The organism is Streptomyces sp. NBC_01808 (assembly GCF_035917395.1).
Classification (GTDB): Bacteria; Actinomycetota; Actinomycetes; order Streptomycetales; family Streptomycetaceae; genus Streptomyces.
This window is the reverse complement of the sequence record NZ_CP109072.1, coordinates 6505325-6522135: the sequence shown is the minus strand read 5'-3', so window position 1 is coordinate 6522135 and position 16811 is coordinate 6505325. Positions and strand designations below refer to the sequence as shown.

14 protein-coding genes are annotated in these 16811 nt (G+C 75.3%); 5 read left to right on the top strand and 9 right to left on the bottom strand.

The features are described from left to right. Positions 1-19: 19 nt before the first annotated feature. Positions 20-799 (bottom strand): amino acid ABC transporter ATP-binding protein, encoded by a 780-nt coding sequence (locus OG946_RS28805; RefSeq protein WP_326798879.1) that lies wholly within the window; start codon positions 797-799, stop codon positions 20-22. A 259-nt stretch (positions 800-1058) separates the two neighbouring features. Here OG946_RS28805 and OG946_RS28800 point away from each other — a divergent pair, with 259 nt between their 5' ends. Further along, entirely contained in the window at positions 1059-1802 is a 744-nt protein-coding gene (locus OG946_RS28800) for a response regulator transcription factor (protein WP_326798878.1), read from the top strand. Between the two features lie 12 nt (positions 1803-1814). Next, a complete protein-coding gene (locus OG946_RS28795; protein WP_326798877.1) occupies positions 1815-3239 on the top strand; it encodes a HAMP domain-containing sensor histidine kinase in 1425 nt (474 codons plus the stop codon). Here OG946_RS28795 and OG946_RS28790 read toward each other — a convergent pair. Both OG946_RS28790 and OG946_RS28785 read right to left on the bottom strand, forming a co-directional pair. Continuing rightward, positions 3236-4411 (bottom strand): AI-2E family transporter, encoded by a 1176-nt coding sequence (locus OG946_RS28790; protein WP_326800392.1) that lies wholly within the window; start codon positions 4409-4411, stop codon positions 3236-3238. The genes OG946_RS28795 and OG946_RS28790 overlap by 4 nt on opposite strands. A 192-nt stretch (positions 4412-4603) precedes the next feature. Next, positions 4604-4798 (bottom strand): DUF3046 domain-containing protein, encoded by a 195-nt coding sequence (locus tag OG946_RS28785; RefSeq protein WP_027752675.1) that lies wholly within the window; start codon positions 4796-4798, stop codon positions 4604-4606. A gap of 90 nt (positions 4799-4888) precedes the next feature. On the opposite strand from OG946_RS28785, the gene OG946_RS28780 reads away from it, so the two are divergent. Further along, the gene (locus tag OG946_RS28780) at positions 4889-5794 is read left to right on the top strand and encodes a hypothetical protein (RefSeq protein ID WP_326798876.1); all 906 of its coding nucleotides are present in this window, start codon (positions 4889-4891) and stop codon (positions 5792-5794) included. Between the two features lie 97 nt (positions 5795-5891). On the opposite strand, the gene OG946_RS28775 is transcribed toward OG946_RS28780, so the two are convergent. The 3 genes from OG946_RS28775 to OG946_RS28765 all read right to left on the bottom strand — a co-directional run bounded on the left by OG946_RS28775 (position 5892) and on the right by OG946_RS28765 (position 7950). After that, positions 5892-6200: an AzlD domain-containing protein gene (locus OG946_RS28775; RefSeq protein WP_047018432.1), complete on the bottom strand. Its 309-nt coding sequence runs from the start codon at positions 6198-6200 to the stop codon at positions 5892-5894. Then, positions 6197-6982: an AzlC family ABC transporter permease gene (locus OG946_RS28770; protein ID WP_326798875.1), complete on the bottom strand. Its 786-nt coding sequence runs from the start codon at positions 6980-6982 to the stop codon at positions 6197-6199. Before OG946_RS28770 ends, OG946_RS28775 begins: the two co-directional genes overlap by 4 nt. A gap of 116 nt (positions 6983-7098) precedes the next feature. Next, positions 7099-7950: an AraC family transcriptional regulator gene (locus OG946_RS28765; RefSeq protein ID WP_326798874.1), complete on the bottom strand. Its 852-nt coding sequence runs from the start codon at positions 7948-7950 to the stop codon at positions 7099-7101. 47 nt (positions 7951-7997) lie between these two features. Here OG946_RS28765 and OG946_RS28760 point away from each other — a divergent pair, with 47 nt between their 5' ends. Next, positions 7998-12779 (top strand): ATP-dependent helicase, encoded by a 4782-nt coding sequence (locus tag OG946_RS28760; protein WP_326798873.1) that lies wholly within the window; start codon positions 7998-8000, stop codon positions 12777-12779. A gap of 245 nt (positions 12780-13024) precedes the next feature. On the opposite strand, the gene OG946_RS28755 is transcribed toward OG946_RS28760, so the two are convergent. After that, positions 13025-13678 carry a response regulator transcription factor gene (locus tag OG946_RS28755; protein WP_326798872.1) on the bottom strand — a complete coding sequence of 218 codons (654 nt, stop codon included), beginning with the start codon at positions 13676-13678 and terminating at the stop codon, positions 13025-13027. Between the two features lie 50 nt (positions 13679-13728). Then, complete coding sequence (locus tag OG946_RS28750; protein WP_326798871.1) at positions 13729-15333, bottom strand: sensor histidine kinase; 1605 nt, start codon at positions 15331-15333, stop codon at positions 13729-13731. A 147-nt stretch (positions 15334-15480) separates the two neighbouring features. Here OG946_RS28750 and OG946_RS28745 point away from each other — a divergent pair, with 147 nt between their 5' ends. Beyond that, positions 15481-16266 carry an Fpg/Nei family DNA glycosylase gene (locus OG946_RS28745; RefSeq protein ID WP_326798870.1) on the top strand — a complete coding sequence of 262 codons (786 nt, stop codon included), beginning with the start codon at positions 15481-15483 and terminating at the stop codon, positions 16264-16266. Positions 16267-16354: 88 nt separating this feature from the next. Here the strand turns inward: OG946_RS28745 and OG946_RS28740 are convergent, their stop codons facing one another. Further along, positions 16355-16723 (bottom strand): helix-turn-helix domain-containing protein, encoded by a 369-nt coding sequence (locus OG946_RS28740; protein WP_018838068.1) that lies wholly within the window; start codon positions 16721-16723, stop codon positions 16355-16357. Positions 16724-16811 lie beyond the last annotated feature (88 nt).

The following is a 16811-nucleotide window of genomic DNA, read 5'->3' as shown; positions in this document are numbered from 1 at the left end:
CTGGTGTGTTGCCGGCAGCTCAGTGGTGCAGGATCTTCGACAGGAAGTCCTTCGCCCGGTCGCTGCGAGGGTTGGTGAAGAACTGGTCGGGCGTCGTCTCCTCGACGATCTGGCCGTCGGACATGAAGACCACCCGGTTCGCCGCCGAGCGGGCGAAGCCCATCTCGTGTGTGACGACGACCATAGTCATACCGTCCCGGGCGAGTTGCTGCATTACCTCCAGCACCTCGTTGATCATCTCGGGGTCGAGCGCCGAGGTGGGCTCGTCGAAGAGCATCACCTTGGGCTCCATCGCCAGCGCGCGGGCGATGGCCACCCGCTGCTGCTGGCCGCCGGAAAGCTGCGCCGGGTACTTGTCCGCCTGGTTGCCGACGCCCACCCGGTCGAGCAGGGCCCTGGCGGAGGTCTCCGCGGCCGCCTTGTCCTTCTTGCGGACCTTGACCTGCCCGAGCACCACGTTCTGCAGCACGGTCTTGTGGGCGAAGAGGTTGAAGGACTGGAAGACCATGCCCACGTCGGCGCGGAGCTTCGCCAGCTCACGGCCCTCGGCGGGCAGGGGCTTGCCGTCCAGGGTGATGCGGCCGGAGTCGATGGGCTCCAGCCGGTTGATCGCGCGGCACAGCGTGGACTTACCGGACCCGGACGGCCCGATGACGACGACGACCTCGCCGCGCGCGATCGTCAGGTCGATGTCCTGGAGCACGTGCAGCGCACCGAAATGCTTGTTGACGTTGTCCAGCACGACCAGCGGTTCGCCCGCCGCCGGGACGGCGTCCTTGGCCGTCGAAACCTCGGTCATCCGCGTCTTGCTCCGTCCTTTTCGGTTGCCTGGACCTTAGTGAGCAGCCGCGACCAGCGTCATCACATCTGAGGGGAAATTGAGCATAACGATCCGGCTGCAATCGGACACAATGGGTGGAATCGGGACGCCGCTCTCCGTACCTGTCACACAACGGAAACCGCTGGGTGACCTGGCCGGACTTGACGCGGCAGGGCCGTATCCGCCTGTATTCGTGTGCGGGCTGAGACGATACGCGAGAGAGGGAACGGGAGGGTCGATGAGGCTGCTGCTCGTCGAGGACGACGACCACGTGGCCACCGCGCTCTCCGCGGTGCTGGCCCGGCACGGCTTCGAGGTGGGCATGGCCCACAGCGGCCAGGAGGCGCTGCAGGAGCTGCTGCACAGCGAGCTGGCGCCGTTCGACGTGGTCCTGCTGGACCTGGGGCTGCCCGACCAGGACGGCTTCGAGGTGTGCGGACGCATCCGCAAGCTGACCGGCACTCCCGTGATCATGGTGACCGCGCGCTCCGACGTCCGGTCCCGGATCCACGGTCTCAACCTGGGTGCCGACGACTATGTCGTCAAGCCGTACGACACGGGCGAACTCCTCGCGCGCGTGCACGCCGTCGCCCGGCGCACCGCGGCGGCGGAGCCGGAGCCCGCCGCGGGGCCCGGCGGCGCGGGTCCTGCCGCGGCCGGCGAGCGGGCCGACGAGCCCGCGGCACCGCTGGTCGTGGGCCCCGTGACGCTGGAGCCCCACTCCCGCCGGGTGAGCGTCGGCGGCGCGGAAGTGCAGCTCACCCGCAAGGAGTTCGACCTGCTCGCGCTGCTCGCGGCGCGCCCCGGGGTGGTGTTCCGGCGGGAGCAGATCATCAGCGAGGTGTGGCGCAGCAGTTGGGAGGGTACGGGCCGGACCCTGGAGGTCCACATCGCCTCCCTGCGCAGCAAGCTCGGCCTGCCCGCGCTCATCGAGACCGTGCGCGGCGTCGGCTATCGCCTCGTGCCCCCGCCGGCCGGCTGAGGCCCGCTCCCTATGCGTACCCGCCTGCTCCCCCTGCTCATCGTGCTCATGGCCGGCGTGCTGCTCGCGCTCGGCTTCCCGCTGGCCGACCGCATCGCCGGGCAGGAGCAGCAGCGCGTGATCGTGGACCGGATCGACGACACCGCCCGCTTCGCCTCCCTCGCGCAGTACGTCGCCTCCCGCAACGAGGCCCGCCCGCCGGCCGAGGACGAGCGGCTGCGCGCGCTCCAGGAGGAGCTGCACCGGTATCACGACCTCTACGGCATCCGCGCCGGCGTCTACTACCGCGACCGCTCCGCGATGGCCGCCGCCCCCGCCGGCTGGCGGGCCATGGCCCGCGCCGAGGGCGACCGGGCCTTCTCGGAGTCCCTGGCGGGCCGCCGCAGCCACGATCCCCCGCAGGTCTGGCCCTGGCAGGACGACCGGCTGACGGTCGCCTCCCCGGTCGTGCGGGACGGGGACGTGGTCGCCGTCGTGGTCACCGACTCGCCCACCGGGGCCATGCGCTCGCGCACCCTCACCGGCTGGCTCTGGCTCGGAGCGGGCATCACCGCCGCGATGACGGTCGCGGTGGCGGCGGCGTACCGGCTGACCGGCTGGGTGCTCAGGCCCGTGCGCGTGCTCGACAAGGCCGCCCACGACATCGCCACCGGCCGGCTGAAGTCCCGCGTCGCCGCCGCCGGCGGGCCGCCGGAGCTGCGCCGGCTCGCGGGGTCCTTCAACGAGATGGCCGACAACGTCGAGATGGTCCTGGAGCAGCAGCGCACCTTCGTCGCGGACGCCTCCCACCAACTGCGCAACCCGCTGTCCGCGCTGCTGCTGCGCATCGAGCTGCTGCGCCTGGAGGCGCCGCAGGCCGCGGCGGAGATCGAGTCGGTGCAGGCGGAGGGCACCCGGCTGGCCCGGGTGCTGGACGACCTGCTGGATCTGGCGCTGGCCGAGCACTCCCCCGCCGACCTGCGGGTGACCGACGTGGCCCGGCTGGCGGCGGAGCGGGTCGCGAGCTGGCGTCCGCTGGCCGAGGGACAGGACGTACGGCTGTTCCTGTCCGGCGCCCCGGCCGTGACCGGCTGGGCGGACGAGGTGGCGCTGTCCAGCGCGCTGGACGCGGTGGTGGACAACGCCGTGAAGTTCTCGCCGCGGTGCGGCGAGGTGGAGGTGCGGGTGGACACGGCCGGTGACGAGGTGACGGTCGCCGTCGCCGACGGCGGGCCGGGGCTCACCGACGAGGAGCTGGGCCGCATCGGCGACCGCTTCTGGCGCAGCGGACGGCATCAGAACGTCTCCGGCTCGGGTCTGGGTCTGTCCATCGCCCGGGCGCTGCTGACGGCGGGCGGGGGACGTATCTCGTATGAACGCAACGAGCCGGAGGGGCTCCGGGTGACGATCGCGGTGCCGCGCACGGCCCCGGAGGACGGCGTGCAGGGGGGCGGTTAGGGCGCGCGGGGTGCGTCGCCGGACTCCGCGGCCTCCCGTCCGGGGTTCGCGCCGGGTGGTGCGCCGGGGTGGCGCAGCAGCGCGCGCATCCGGGCCAGCCGGGCGGGGCCGCGTCGCCGCAGGGGGCGCTCCTCCTGGACCCGGGCGTCGACCTCGTAGCGGCGTACGTACGCGGAGAGGAACGCCTGCAGCGTGGCCGTCGCCGGGATCGCGATCAACGCGCCCACCGCGCCCAGCAGCGCGGCCCCCGCGATGACAGAGCCGAAGGCCACGGCGGGGTGTATGTTCACCGTCTTCGCGGTGATCCGCGGCTGCAGCAAATAGTTCTCGAGCTGCTGGTAAAGGATCACGAACCCGATCAGCCACACCGCCGTCCACGGCCCGACGGTGAACGCCAGCAGGATCGGCAGCGCCCCGGCGATGTACGTGCCCACGGTCGGCACGAACTGCGAGACCACCCCCACCCACACCGCGAGCGCGGGCGCGTACGGCACGTTCAGCAGCAGCATCGCGATGTAGTGGGCGATGCCCGAGACGATGGCCATCAGGCCGCGCGAGTAGAGGTAGCCGCCGGTCTTGGCGACCGCGATCTCCCAGGCGCGCAGCACCTCGGCCTGCCGCGCCGGCGGCAGTACGGAGCAGATCGCGCGGCGCAGCCGCGGGCCCTCGGCGGTGAAGTAGAAGGCGAACAGCACCACGGTCAGCGCGGTGAAGAGGCCGCCGAGGACGGTGGTGGAGATGCCCCATACGTTGTCGGCGCTGCGCTGCAGGTAGTCGCGTACGACCTCGGACTTCAGGAAGTCCTGCTGGAGGTCGTCGACGCGCAGCTCGGTGCCGAACTGCTCGTTGATCCACTCGACGAGGGACTCGACGTAGGCCGGGAAGTTCTCGACGATCAGCCGGACCTGGTCGGCGACCAGCGAGCCGAGGGCGGCGACGAACGCGGCGGCGGCCACCAGCACCCCGAGGAAGACCAGCGCGGTGGCGGCGCCGCGGCGGATGCCGCGGGCGGCGAGCCGGTCGACCGCGGGCTCGCAGGCCAGCCCGATGAAGAAGGCCACCAGGATGTTGAGCAGCAGCCCGTACAGCTCGTGGAAGGCCCACTCGGCGACGTGGAAGCAGGCGAACAGGGCCAGCGCGAGGACGATCGCGCGGGGCAGCCAGGGGGGCATGCGCTCGCGGGGGCTCGCGGGCGGGGTGCCGTCGCCCGGGGGCGTGCCGGGCGTGGACGGGGCGTCCTGGGCGTCCGGGGCGGTGCGGGCGTCCGGGACGGGCGGTGTCTCACGTGCGCGAGCGGTGCCGTCGGAAGCAGCCGATGATGGAGCCATGGACGAACAGTGTGGCCGACGTCCGCCTCGGCGGCGTCAGCGCATCTCCGCCGGGATGTCCATCGCCGCGCACACCCCTCGCCAGACGTCGCGCGCGTCCCACCCGGCGTCCAGCGCCTCGCGGACCGTTCGCCCGCCCAGCTCGGACATCACGTGGTCGCGGGCGAAGGAGTCGACGTAGGGCTCGCCGAAGTAGTCGCGCATCCGCTGCCAGAAGACCGTCAACCGCATGCGTCCATTATCCCGCGCGTACGTGCACCTGAGAGTGCTCCCGGCCCGTTGGCCTCCCGGTCGGCCCCGCCGTGCTCGTAACGTCGCCCCATGGCTGACTCCCCTCAGGTCCGCGCCGCAGAGTTCATCTGGCTGACCGCCCGTGTGCTGGAGCAGCGCCGGTTCGCGCACCACTTCGTGCCCGGCGCCGCCGACGCGGACGGGGTGGAGAAGGCGCTGGAGGCGTACCGGAACGCCGACGGCGGCTACGGGCACGCCCTGGACCCCGACCTGCGCGGCCCCGGCAGCCAGCCCTTGCACACCGCGCACGCGCTGCGGGTCCTCGACTCCCTCGGCCGCTGCACCGGCCGCCGGGCGGAGGACGTCTGCCGCTACCTGACCGCCGTCTCCAACCAGGACGGCGCCCTGCCCGCCGTGCACCCGTCGCTGCGCGGCTACCCGGCCGCGCCGTGGCTGCCGGTGCCCGCGGACCCGCCGAGCGCGCTGCTGACCACCGCGCCGGTCGTGGGGCTGCTGCACCGCAACGACATCTGGCACGCCTGGCTCTTCCGCGCCACCGACTTCTGCTGGCACGCCGTGGAGACGCTGCGCGGCAGCCGTCCGTACGAGGCGGAGGCCGCGGTCGCCTTCCTCGACCACGTGCCGGACCGGCGGCGCGCCGAGGCCGCCGCGGACCGGCTGGGCCGGCTGGTGCGCGCCGAGCGGCTGGTGCTGCTGGACCCGGCCCTGGCGGACGCGGAACCGGCCGCGGAAGGCCACGCGCCGGGCGAGCACCACCACCCGCACGACTTCGCCCGGCGGCCGGCGTCGCTGGCGCGGCGGTGGTTCAGCGACGCGGAGATGGCGCGGTCGCTGGACTTCCTGGCGGCGAACCAGCGGGCGGACGGCGGCTGGCCGGTGGCGTGGCGGCGGTGGTCGCCGGGGGCGGAGCTGGAGGCGCGGCCGCTGGCGACGCTGGACGCGCTGCTGACGCTGCGGGCGTACGGGCGGATCTGAGGGCGCGCGGGCGGTGTGGGGGCGTACGGGGCGGGCAGGGGAGGCCGGGGCGTGCGCGGGCACGGGCCCTAGTCGGCCCGCGCACGCCCCGGGGTCGTCAGCCGGCCACGGCCCGTACCGCCGCGGTCACGACCACCGCGGCGGCCACCACGACCAGGAACGGCGCCCGCAGCAGCAGCGCGGCGCCGGCCGCCGCGAGCCCCGCAGCGCGGGCGTCGAGGACCAGCGCGGTGCCGTCGGCGAACGTCTGCTGCGCGGTGAGCGCCGCCAGCAGGGCGACGGGCAGCAGGGCGGCCAGGCGCCGTACGAGCGGGCGCTCCAGGGCGCCCGAGGGCACGGAGAGGCCGAGCAGCTTGACCGCGTAGCAGCCGGCGAAGGTCAGCCCGATCGCAAGCCAGGTGGTCACGTTGCACCCTCCGCCTCGTGCGCGCCCGCGCCGTCCGTACCGTCCGCACCGTCCGGGGGGTCACCCTGCGCGCGCCCGCGCGTGCCCCTCCCGTGCAGCGCCAGCACCAGCGGCGCCGCGAGCGCGGCGACGAGCACCGGCGTCCCGGCGGGCAGCGCCGGCAGCGTGCCGAGGACGAGCGCGACAGCGACGAGGGCGGTGGCCCGCTCCACGGTCCCGGTCAGCATCGGCCCCACCAGCGCCAGGAACACCGCGGGCCCGGCGGCGTCGAGGCCCCAGGCGGCGGTGTCGCCGATCGCCTCGGCGCCGAGCACGCCGACGAGGGTGGTGACGTTCCAGCAGACGTACAGGGTGAGGCCGGTGACGACGAAGCCGATGCGCTGGGCGCGGCGGGTGGGCTGGGCGATGGTGACGACGGCCGTCTCGTCGATGATCCACTGGGCGGCCAGCGGCCGCAGCGCGCGGGGCAGCCGGAGCATGGGGGCGAGACGGAGCCCGTAGAACGCGTTCCGTACGCCGAGGAAGAAGGCCCCGGCCGCGGCGGCGAAGGGGCTGCCGCCCGCGGCCACCGCACCGGCGAGGGCGAACTGCGAGGCGCCGGTGAAGATCAGCAGGCTCATGGTGCACGCCTGCGCGGCGCTGAGCCCGGCGCCGGCCGCGGTGACGCCGAACGCGAACCCGGAGAGCCCGACGGCGACCCCGACCCCGAGCCCGTCGCGCAGGGCGGCGCGGTCCTCGGGCGCAGGATCTGCGGTGGACGGAGGCTGTGCTTCTGTGGCCATGCGCCGGACGTTATGCGGCCGGGGTCCGACCGGTCTTGTACGTTCTTGCGCGACCCTGCCCACGCGGCCCTGCCCACGCAACCCCGTGACGCGCAGTCCCGCGACACCCGGACCGCTCAGCCCGCCCGCTCCCGCTGGTACGCGCCCGGAGGCACGCCCACGATGCGGGTGAAGTGCCGGTTCAGATGCGGCTGGTCGGTGAACCCCACGGTCACCGCCGCCTCCGACGGCCGCAGCCCCTCGTCCAGCAGCCGCCGCGCGCGCCGTACCCGGGCGTCGGTCAGCCAGCGGTGCGGCGGCGTGCCGTACGCCTCCTTGAAGGCCCGCAGCAGCGCGAACGGGGACGTGCCCAGCTCCGCCGCCAGCGCCTCCAGCGTCGGCGGCGCTGCCATCCGCTCGTACAGCACCGCCCGCGCCCGCGCCGCGGTCCGCGCGCCCGCGGACGCCACCACGCGCCCCGGGAGCCGCGCGCCGTGGCGGCGCAGCAGGCGGGCCAGCACGACGCGCAGCACGCTGTCGGCGGCCAGCGGGTTGTCCTCCTCCGCGGCGCGGTGCACCTCGGTGATGAGGCGGGCGCCGCCGGGGTCGTCGACCATGGTCTCGCCGAAGCCCGCGGTGCCGCCGATGGCGGTGACCTCCGCCGCCACCTCGGCGACCAGGCCCGCCGTCGGGTAGAGCGTCGCGTACGACCAGCCCTCCGCGGCGCCCGCGCGGGCCGTGTGCGGCACCTCGGGGTTGATCATGACGACGGTGCCGGGGCCGGCGAGGAGCGTGCCGTCCGGCATGCCGACGGCCTCCACCCCGGCGGTGACGGCGCCGAAGACGTAGCCGTCGTGGGAGTGGGTGGGGAAGGTGTGCCCGACGTAGCGGGCGCGCAGCAGGTCGAGGCCGGGCAGGCTGGTGTAGCGCCAGTGCCGGGCCCACTCGCGATCGGCGTCCCCCGACGCCCGCGCCGTACGCGACCGCATGGGGACAAGTGTGCTGGGTGTCAGTGGTCGGGTGCACGATGGTTCACATGGCGAGATCGGTGCTGGAGACGTTCGACCCGGCGACGCGGGCGTGGTTCGAGGGTGCCTTCGCCGCGCCCACGGCGGCCCAGGAGGGCGCCTGGCGGGCGCTGGGCGAGGGCTCCGACGTGCTGGTCGTGGCGCCCACGGGCTCGGGCAAGACGCTGGCGGCGTTCCTCTCCGCGCTCGACGGGCTGACGTCCGCCCCGCCGCCCGCGGAGGCCCGCAAGCGCTGCCGCGTGCTGTACGTGTCGCCGCTGAAGGCGCTCGCCGTGGACGTCGAGCGGAATCTGCGCAGCCCGCTCACGGGCATCCGCCAGGAGGCGGTCCGCCTCGGCCGGCCGGAGCCGGAGGTGCGGGTCGCGATCCGCTCCGGTGACACGCCCGCGGCCGAGCGCCGCTCGATCGCCAACCGTCCGCCGGACATCCTCATCACCACGCCCGAGTCGCTGTTCCTGATGCTCACGTCCGCCTCGCGGGACGCGCTGGCCGGCGTGGAGACCGTGATCCTGGACGAGGTGCACGCCGTGGCGGGCACCAAGCGCGGCGCCCACCTGGCGCTCTCCCTGGAGCGGCTGGACGAGCTGCTGCCGCGGCCCGCGCGCCGCATCGGCCTGTCGGCGACGGTCCGGCCGGTGGAGGAGGTGGCCCGGTTCCTGTCCCCCGGGCGGCGGGTGGAGGTCGTACAGCCGCCGTCGGAGAAGCGGTTCGACCTGTCGGTGGTCGTGCCCGTCGAGGACATGGGCGAGCTGGGCGGCTCGCCCGCGCAGGAGGACGGCGCGGGGGCCGACCGGCCGTCCATCTGGCCGCATGTGGAGGAGCGGATCGTCGACCTGGTGGAGGAGCACCGCTCGACAATCGTCTTCGCCAACTCGCGCCGGCTCGCGGAGCGGCTGTGCAACAGGCTGAACGAGATCGCGTACGAGCGCGCGGCCGGCGAGCCGATGGCGGAGGACGCGCCGCCGCCCGCCGAGATCATGGCCCAGTCCGGCGCGGCGCAGGGCGCGCCCGCGGTGATCGCCCGCGCGCACCACGGCTCGGTCTCCAAGGAGCAGCGGGCGCAGGTGGAGGAGGACCTGAAGGCGGGGCGGCTGCCCGCGGTGGTCGCCACCTCCAGCCTGGAGCTGGGCATCGACATGGGCGCGGTGGACCTGGTGGTGCAGGTCGAGTCGCCGCCGTCGGTGGCGTCCGGGCTGCAGCGGGTGGGCCGCGCGGGGCACCAGGTGGGTGCCGTCTCACGCGGTGTGGTCTTCCCCAAGTACCGCGGTGACCTGGTGCAGTCCGCGGTGGTCACGGAGCGGATGCGCGAGGGCGCCATCGAGGCGCTGCGGATCCCGGCCAACCCGCTGGACGTGCTGGCGCAGCAGATCGTCGCGATGACGTCCATGGACGTGTGGGACGTGGAGGAGCTGCTGGCGCTGGTGCGGCGGGCGGCTCCGTTCGCGGCGCTGCCGGAGTCGGCGTTCACGGCCGTGCTCGACATGCTCGCCGGGCGCTATCCCTCCGACGCTTTCGCCGAGCTGCGCCCGCGCCTGGTGTGGGACCGGGTGGCGCAGACGGTCAAGGGCCGCCCGGGCGCGCAGCGGCTCGCCGTCACCTCCGGAGGCACGATCCCGGACCGCGGCCTCTTCGGCGTCTTCCTCGCCGGGGCCGACCCGAAGAAGGGCGGCGGCCGGGTCGGCGAGCTGGACGAGGAGATGGTCTACGAGTCGCGGATCGGGGACGTCTTCACGCTGGGCACGACGTCGTGGCGCATCGAGGACATCACCCGGGACCGGGTGCTGGTCTCGCCCGCCCCCGGGGTGCCGGGCCGGCTGCCGTTCTGGAAGGGCGACCAGTTGGGCCGGCCGCTGGAGCTGGGGCGGGCGCTGGGCGCGTTCCTGCGCGAGCTGAGCGGTATGGACCGGCAGGCGGCGCAGGAGCGGCTGCGGGCGGCGGGGCTGGACGCGTGGGCCGCGGGGAACGTGATCGCGTATCTGGAGGAGCAGCGCGCCGCCTGCGGGCACGTACCGGACGACCGGACGATCGTCGTGGAGCGCTTCCGGGACGAGCTGGGCGACTGGCGGGTGGTGGTGCACTCGCCGTTCGGCGCGCAGGTGCACGCGCCGTGGGCGCTGGCGCTCGGCGCCCGGCTCACCGAGCGGTACGGGATGGACGCCCAGGTGATGCACGCCGACGACGGCATCGTGCTGCGGCTGCCCGACACCGATCTGATGGGCCTCGACCTGCTGGACGTCGACCCGGCGGGCGGTGGCACGGCTGCGGACGCGGCCGGGGACGACGGGCAGTCGCCGGTCGGCGCGGCCGACGTCCTCTTCGACAAGGGCGAGGTCGACCAGGTCGTCACCGACCAGGTGGGCGGCTCGGCGCTGTTCGCCGCCCGGTTCCGCGAGTGCGCGGCCCGCGCGCTGCTGCTGCCCCGCCGCGACCCGCGCAAGCGCACGCCGCTGTGGCAGCAGCGGCAGCGCGCCTCCCAACTGCTCCAGGTGGCGAGCGAGTTCGGCTCGTTCCCGATCGTGCTGGAGGCGGTGCGCGAGTGCCTCCAGGACGTCTTCGACGTCCCGGGGCTCACCGAGCTGATGGGCGACGTCGAGAACCGCCGGGTGCGGCTGGTGGAGGTGACGACGCAGGAGCCGTCGCCGTTCGCCCGCTCGCTGCTCTTCGGCTACGTGGCGCAGTTCCTGTACGAGGGCGACTCGCCGCTGGCCGAGCGCCGGGCCGCGGCGCTGTCGCTGGACTCCCGGCTGCTCGCCGAGCTGCTGGGGCAGGCGGAGCTGCGCGAGCTGCTGGACGCCGAGGTGCTGGCGGAGCTGGAGCGCGAGCTGCAGTGGCGTACGGACGACCGGCGGCTCAAGGACGCCGAGGGCGTCGCGGACGCGCTGCGCGTGCTCGGGCCGCTGACGGACGAGGAGCTGGCGGAGCGCGGCGCGGAGCCCGCGTGGGTGCGGGAGTTGGAGGGCGCCCGCCGGGCGATCCGGGTGCGGCTGGCGGGGACGGCGCACTGGGCGGCCGTCGAGGACGCCGGCCGGCTGCGGGACGCGCTGGGCACGGCGCTGCCGGTGGGCGTGCCGGAGGCGTTCACGGAGCCGGTGGCGGACCCGCTGGGCGACCTGCTGGCGCGCTTCGCCCGTACGCACGGCCCGTTCACCTCGGGGCAGGCCGCGGCGCGCTTCGGCCTGGGTGCGGCGGTCACCGACGGCGCGCTGCACCGGCTGGCAGCGGCGGGCCGGACCGTACAGGGCGAGTTCCATCCGGCGGGCATCGGCCAGGAGTGGTGCGACGCCGGGGTGCTGCGGCGGCTGCGGCGCCGGTCGCTGGCCGCGCTGCGGGAGGAACTGGAGCCCGTCGCCCCGGCCGCGCTCGCCGCGTTCCTGCCGCAGTGGCAGCACCTGGGCACGCACAGCCTCCGCGGCCTCGACGGCCTCGTCCGGGCGGTGGAGCAACTGCAGGGCGCGCCGGTGCCGGCGTCGGCGCTGGAGAAGCTGGTGCTGCCGTCGCGGGTCGCGGGGTACGTACCGACGATGCTCGACGAGCTGACGAACTCGGGCGAGGTGGTCTGGGCAGGCGCCGGTGCGCTGCCCGGCAAGGACGGCTGGATCTCCCTGTATCCCGCGGACTCCGCCCCGCTGCTGCTGCACGAGCCGCATCCGCTGGAGGTCACGCCGCTGCACCAGGCGGTGCTGACCGCGCTGACCGGCGGGTACGGGCTGTTCTTCCGGCAGATCGCCGAGCAGGTGCGCGCGACGCACCCGGACGCCACCGACGCGCAGCTCGCCGACGCCGTCTGGGACCTGGCCTGGTCCGGGCGGCTGACAAACGACACCCTGGGACCGCTGCGCGCCCTCCTCGGCTCGGGCCGTACCGCGGGCGCCACCGCGCACCGCGCGAAGCGGCCCACGCCGCGCGGGCGTTACGGCAGCCTGGCGGTCGCGGGCGCCGCGCGCACGGCGTCGCGGAACGGTCCGCCGACGGTCTCCGGCCGCTGGTCCCTGCTGCCCGAGCGCGAACCGGACACCACGCACCGCGCGCACGCGCTGGCCCGCACGCTGCTCGACCGGCACGGGGTCGTCACCCGCGGCGCCGTGTCGGCGGAGGGCGTGGAGGGCGGCTTCTCGGCGGCGTACCGGGTGCTGTCGGCGTTCGAGGAGACGGGCCAGGCCCGCCGCGGGTACGTCGTAGAGGGGCTGGGCGCCGCGCAGTTCGCGATGGACGGCGCGGTGGACCGGCTGCGGGCGGTGGCCACGGCGCGGGAGCGCGGGGCCGTGGAGGCCGCGGCGGCGGGGGCGGCGGCGGACGACGGGTTCATGGACGAGGAAGGGCCGGCGGGTCCGTACGGCGGGCACACCCTGGGCGGCGGCCGCCCGCGCGGCGGCGGTCCAGGGGCGTACGGCGCCGGCGGCGCGGGCCGCGGCGGGCAGCGGGCGCTGGTGCTGGCCGCGGCGGACCCGGCGAACGCGTACGGGGCGGCCCTGCCCTGGCCCGAGCCCCCGCCCGGCACGACGCACAAGCCCGGCCGGAAGGCCGGGGCGCTGGTGGTGCTGGTGGACGGTGACCTCGCGCTGTACGTGGAGCGCGGCGGCCGCACGCTGCTGGCCTGGCCCCCGGCGGACGACCCCCGCCTCGCCGCCGCGGCCGAAGCGCTCGCGGCGGCGGCCCGCGGCGGCGCCCTGGGCCGTACGGCAACGGTGGAGCGCATCAACGCCACCGCGGCCCTGGACTCCCCCCTGGGCACGCTCCTGGAGCAGTCCGGCTTCCTGGCCACCCCTCGCGGCCTGCGCATCCGCTCCTGACGGCGAGAGCGGGGCAGTGCCACCGGCGCCCGCCGTAGGCGGCGCCGCAGGCGCGCGCCATCCTCGGCGGCAGCGTGCCCGCGCCCACCGCTGCCCCGCAGCAAGCGCCCCGCGCCGCGGCAGCGGCAGGCACCCACGGGCCGCACCCAGCCCGGCCGCATCCCGACCGGCGCGGCCCCCGCGACCCGGTCGGCACGCCATCCAGCCCTCGCGCCCCAGGCACCGCCGCCGCAGGCGCTGCGGGCCTACTCCACCTGCCCGTTCAGATACGCCAGCACCGCCCGCACCCTGCGGTTGTCGTCGTCCGACGGGGGCAGGTCCAGCTTCGCGAAGATGCTCGTCGTGTACTTGCTCACCGCGCCCTCGGAGAGGAAGAGCTGACGTGCGATCGCCGCGTTCGAGCGGCCCTCCGCCATCCCCGCCAGCACCTCCCGCTCCCGCGGCGTCAGCCGCCCCAGCGGCTCGTCCCGCGCGTTGCTCGCCAGCAGCTTCGCGATGACCTCCGGGTCCATCGCCGTGCCGCCCTCGGCCACCCGCCGCACCGAGTCCACGAACTGCCGCGCCGCGAACACCCGGTCCTTCAGCAGGTACCCCACCGCCCCGCGGCCGTCCGCCAGCAACTCCCGTGCGTACAACTGCTCCACGTGCTGCGACAGGATCAGCACCGGCAGGTCGGGCCGCTCCCGGCGGGCCGCCAGTGCCGCCTGCAGTCCCTCGTCCGTGAACGTCGGCGGCAGCCGGATGTCGACCACCGCCACGTCCGGCCGCTCGGCCCGCAGCGCCGCCAGCAGCTCGTCCCCGGACTCGACCGCCGCGCAGATCTCCATGCCGTGCGCCTGCAGCAGCCGCGTCAGCCCGTCCCGCAGCAGGTACTGGTCCTCCGCCAGGACGACTCGCACTGCCCCGCTCCTCTCCGCCCCGTCACCCGGGACGGCCGCGCGTCCCCCCGTCAACACCGCTGCGCCGAGCCGGTCTTCCGCCACCGCCGCAGCAGCGGCGGCACCCCGCTCAGGCCCAGCGCCACCATCGCCAGCACCGTCGGCCAGCGCAGCGGCTCCGGCATGTACAGCGCCAGGAACCACGACCTGTTGTCCGTGCCGAAGATCAGGAGCAGCCCCGCGACCAGCCCCTGCGGGAACAGCGCGACGGAACACAGTACCGGTGCCAGCGCCGTCAGCCACAGCTCCCCGCGCCCGGCCGCCGCTCCCCGCGCCGCTCCGGGTGCGGCGGCGTCCGGCTCGCAGCACTCCTCCCCCAGCGGGCACGGGATCTCCACCGCCACCGTCGTCGGCCCGCCCTCGGGGCTGCTGATCGCCAGCACCCCGTCGAACGGCTTGATCCGCCGCTCCACGCCGCGCAGCCCGCCCCCCGCCACCGCCACCGCGCCCCCGCGCCCGTCGTCGGTGACCGTCGCGCGCAGCACGCCGTCGCGGTGCCACAGGTCGATGTCCACCCGGTCCGCGCCCGCGTGCTTGCCCGCGTTGGCGAGGATCTCCGCCACCGCGAAGTACGCCGCCGACTGCACCGGGTCCGGCAGGTGCCCGCGCAGGTCGACCTCGACCCGTACGTCCAGCGCGCTGTCCAGCGCCAGCGCCCGTACGGCGTCCCCGAGCCCCCGCTCCGCGAGCACCGGCGGGTGGATGCCCCGTACCAGCCCGCGCAGCTCCCGCAGCACCAGGGACGACGACTCCTGCGCCTGCCGCAGCAGCACCTTCGCCGCCGCCGGGTCCTCGTCGACCAGCTCCTCCGCCGCCGAGACCGTCATGCCGAGGGCGACGAGCCGGGCCTGCGGCCCGTCGTGCAGGTCCCGCTCGATGCGGCGCACCTCCGCCGCCTGCCAGTCGGTGGCCGCCGTACGCGTCCGGTCCAGCTCCGCGACCTGCAGCGCCAGCTCGGACGCCCGCGTCGGCGCCAGCAGCGTCCGCGTCCAGCGCGCGTGCAGCACCATCGACCGCGGCCCTGCCCACAGGCCGAGCACGACGAGCGCCGCGCCCACGGGCACGAGCGCCAGGGCGGTGCCCTGCGAGGCGACCTCGACGCCCGCGTAGTGCCCGAGGGTGTCCCCGGGGTACGAGGGGTCCCACAGCAGCGGCAGCGCCATGCCGGCCAGCCCGTAGCCGACGGCTATCAGCGGCAGCGCGGCCATCGCCAACCCGACGACCGGGTCGGCGACCAGCCACAGCGTGTCCCGCCAGGTCGCGCGGTCGGACAGCAGCCGGTGGACGCGCTCGAAGAACTCCGGCAGCGCGGGGCTGCGGTAGCTGATGCCCAGGTGCCGGTAGCGCCCGTCGGGGCCGGGCCGCGGATGCGGCGGCGCGGGCAGGTACGGCGCGGAGATCGGGCGTCCCGTCCAGCGGCCGTGCACGGCCCGCGCCAGGTTGGCGACGCCGCGGGTGAGGCCGACGGCCCAGGGGAAGACGAACATCAGCCCCAGGCCGAAGGCGAGTACGAGCGACAGGAGCATGACAGCCTGCACCAGGGTCACCAGCGGGGCGAGCGCCACCAGCACGAGGGCGCGCCCCAGAGCGGTCGCGTACCGCCGCGGCCTGCTCATCCCGCCTCCTTGTTCCGTCCTCATCATGCCGCCCATCGTGGCCCGCGCGGCACCCAGGGCACCGCCCCCGCAGGCCCCGGACCAGGGTGGGTCTATCCCCACCCGGTACGCCGGGGCCGTACGCCCGCGCCTGGCACGATGGGGTACGTGCCCGAAGGAGACACCGTCTGGCGCACCGCCCGCCTGCTGCACGAGGCGCTGGCGGGCCGCCGGCTGACCCAGTGCGACCTGCGCGTGCCCCAACTGGCCACGGCCGACCTCACCGGCCGCGAGGTCACCGAGGTCGTCCCGCGCGGCAAGCACCTGCTGACCCGCGTCGAGGGCGGCCTCACGCTCCACTCGCACCTGCGGATGGAGGGCGCCTGGATCACGTACGCGGACGGGGAGCGGTGGCGCGGTGGGCCGGGCCACCAGATCCGCGCCGTCCTCGGCAACGCCGACCGCACCGCGGTCGGCTACCGCCTGCCCGTGCTGGAGCTGCTGCGCACCGCCGCCGAGGACCGGATCGTCGGCCACCTCGGCCCCGACCTGCTCGGCCCCGACTGGGACCCGGCGGAGGCGGAGCGCCGGCTGCTCGCCGACCCCGCCCGCCCGCTCGGCGAGGCCCTGCTCGACCAGCGCAATCTCGCCGGGATCGGCAACGTCTACAAGTCCGAGCTGTGCTTCCTCGCCGGCGTCAGCCCGTACGCACCGGTCGCCGCGCTCCCCGAGCCCGGCCGGCTCATGGCCGCCGCCCAGCGGCTGCTGGAGGCGAACCGGGACCGCGTGGCCCGTACGACGACGCCCTCCCGGCGCCCCGACCGGCGGCTGTGGGTCTACGGCCGCGGCGGGCGCCCGTGCCTGCGCTGCGGGACGGCGGTGCGCAAACGGGCGCAGGGGGCGACGGACGAGCGGGTGACGTACTGGTGCCCGCGCTGCCAGCCGGGCGGGTGACCGCCGGCGGTCCGTACGTCCGCGCACGCAAGCCGAGAGCCCGGCTCCGCCGACGGCGGACCGGGCTCTCGTGCCAGGCTCTCTACGCTCAGGCCGCGACGGGGTCGGGCTCCTTCGGCGCCTTGATGGTGACTCGCTCGTCGGGCATTCCCGTCACCGAGGTCACGGTGAACGACCGCACGGGGGCGGGAATCGGCTCGGTGGCCGCCGCGGACTGGGCCAGCTCTGCGAGGGCGAGCTCGCCGCTCACCTCGCGCATCAGCTCGGACATCCGGACGTCCAAGGCTTCACAGATGGAGTTGAGCAACTCGGAGGAGGCTTCCTTCTGGCCGCGCTCGACCTCCGACAGATAGCCGAGGGAAACACGCGCTGACGAGGAAACCTCGCGCAGCGTCCGGCCCTGGCGCTGTCGCTGCCGGCGCAGCACGTCACCCAGCAGGCGACGGAGCAGGATCATGCGTGGCTCCCTCCTAGGACCTCGGATCCGGATCCTCTCTGCTCCACCGTACCGCCTCGGACCGTGACAGTGCGGCGACGGAAGTCAT